Source organism: Microbacterium sp. (genome assembly GCF_047972865.1).
Lineage (GTDB): Bacteria > Actinomycetota > Actinomycetes > Actinomycetales > Microbacteriaceae > Microbacterium.
In genome coordinates, this window is record NZ_JBKEAY010000175.1 from 1 (window position 1) to 1,651 (window position 1,651).

At 68.1% G+C, this 1,651-nt stretch carries 2 protein-coding genes; both read right to left on the reverse strand.

Translation table 11 applies throughout. The features are described from left to right. A partial coding sequence (locus tag ACK5KK_RS10580; protein ID WP_416890046.1) for a type III-B CRISPR module-associated Cmr3 family protein occupies positions 1–501 on the reverse strand: 501 nt, incomplete at its 3' end. Beyond that, positions 498–1,651: Cas10/Cmr2 second palm domain-containing protein (locus ACK5KK_RS10585; RefSeq protein WP_416890047.1), on the reverse strand; the 1,154-nt coding region annotated here is incomplete at its 5' end. The genes ACK5KK_RS10585 and ACK5KK_RS10580, both read right to left, overlap by 4 nt.

The following is a 1,651-nucleotide window of genomic DNA, read 5'->3' on the forward strand; positions in this document are numbered from 1 at the left end:
CAGGAAGCCTCGCCGCGCGGTTCCGTCTGTGCGTGCCAGGCCGACGCGTCGCTCAGCTTTGAAGATCTCGTCCGGCGGGAGGGAACCCAGGGGGCCGACTGACGTTGTCTTCAAGTGCTTAGCGAGCCTTGTTCCAGACACCAGCTGGTCGGGCAGCGGCTCCGCGTTCGGATCGGCGAGACGAAGCCGCTGCCCCGTGATCGGGCTGGTGCGCATGGGGTGGTCGGCGTTCGAGGGAGCGAGCCGGACGAGATCCCCGCGGCGTCTCATCAGGTCGCGGGGCACCGGAAAATAGGGCACCCAGCATCCGCGAGCTTCCATTCCCACGTAGGGTCCGCGAAGCGAAGTGAAGCGCGCTCCGCCCATCGCGGCCGATACGGCGCCGCCCACGGTGCTCGGGTGCGGCATGACCGCATGGGCGACACCGTTTGTGGCAGCAGCGAAGGCTCGCCCGTCACGCACGTGGACGGTATCGTCGGGACTCAACGCCCACCACGTCATGACGAGTCCTCCTGGTTGAGCGCACGCGCCACACGAAGCGCGCCAAGCAGGGCACGGAGTGGATCGTCTCTGGCCGCAGGGTCTTTGCCGAGCGAAGCGATGCTGGCGGCGATGGTCTCGGCCGTCGCGTCGTCGCGGGTGTGCCGCCCCACCAGCCTTCTGATCTCGGCGTCGAACGAGGGGGGATGGGATCGGTGAAGCTCCCGCAACGAGCGGCCGGCACGGTCAAGGTCGGCGATCAAACGGCCGGAATACGCCCCCTCCCGCGTCGCAGTGACCAGCACAGACAACGCCTCCACAGCTGCGGCGCGTTCGCCCCAGCTCACGTTGATCGTTGCAACCGCCCCACTTCGACGATGGACGCCGACGGCGAGACGGTCTTTCCCCGGCTGACCCTTCGCTGCACTGAGCAGCTCACGCGCGCGTGACAACGCCGACGACAGCGGCGAGGACGAGTGAAAGAAGAGCACGGCCGTCGACGCGGTCACCCGGGTGAGCATGTTCAGGTGCCCGTCGGCCGTTTGCGCTGCGGAGACGGCAGCGCGGGCCACGCGAGCAACAGCGATAGCGGTCTTCGCCGGCGCAAGCAGCAACGCGTCGTCGCCGCCGACGTACACCGGCGTCGCCAAGAGTTCCCGGGTAGCGACCTCGCCCCTGAGCTGCCGCGCAAAGAGTGAAATGCCCTCCGAGATCGCCTGATGCCCCTCGGGTCCGTGCGACCGACGACGCGAGAGGGATGCGCCCAGATCGTCGAGGTCTTGCATGATGATGGCGAGGTAGGGACGGAACCGGAGGGGCGGGTCTTGGCCGAGGAGAACCTTCCGCAGATCGGCGGCGGCCGCCGCCCCGCGCTTCGCCTGCTGCTCCACGTTCTGTCCGGTCACGCCGACGTCGTCTCGCAGCGTCTCCACCGTCCAGTACTCCGGGTCCCACCAGTGCCCTGGCGCACGGGAGACCCACTCCTGCAACTGGTCGTCGCTGGCATAGCCGAGCCCGGAGACCGAAGTCTCCAGAGTACGATCGACGGAGGTCGCGGCATGCCGCAACGAGGCCACCGACGTCTTCAGGGGCGCGTCATCGGGTGCCACCGCGAGAAGATCGATGAGGTCTTGCCGTTCGCAGGCTGTCGCGATCGATCGCGTCGACGGGA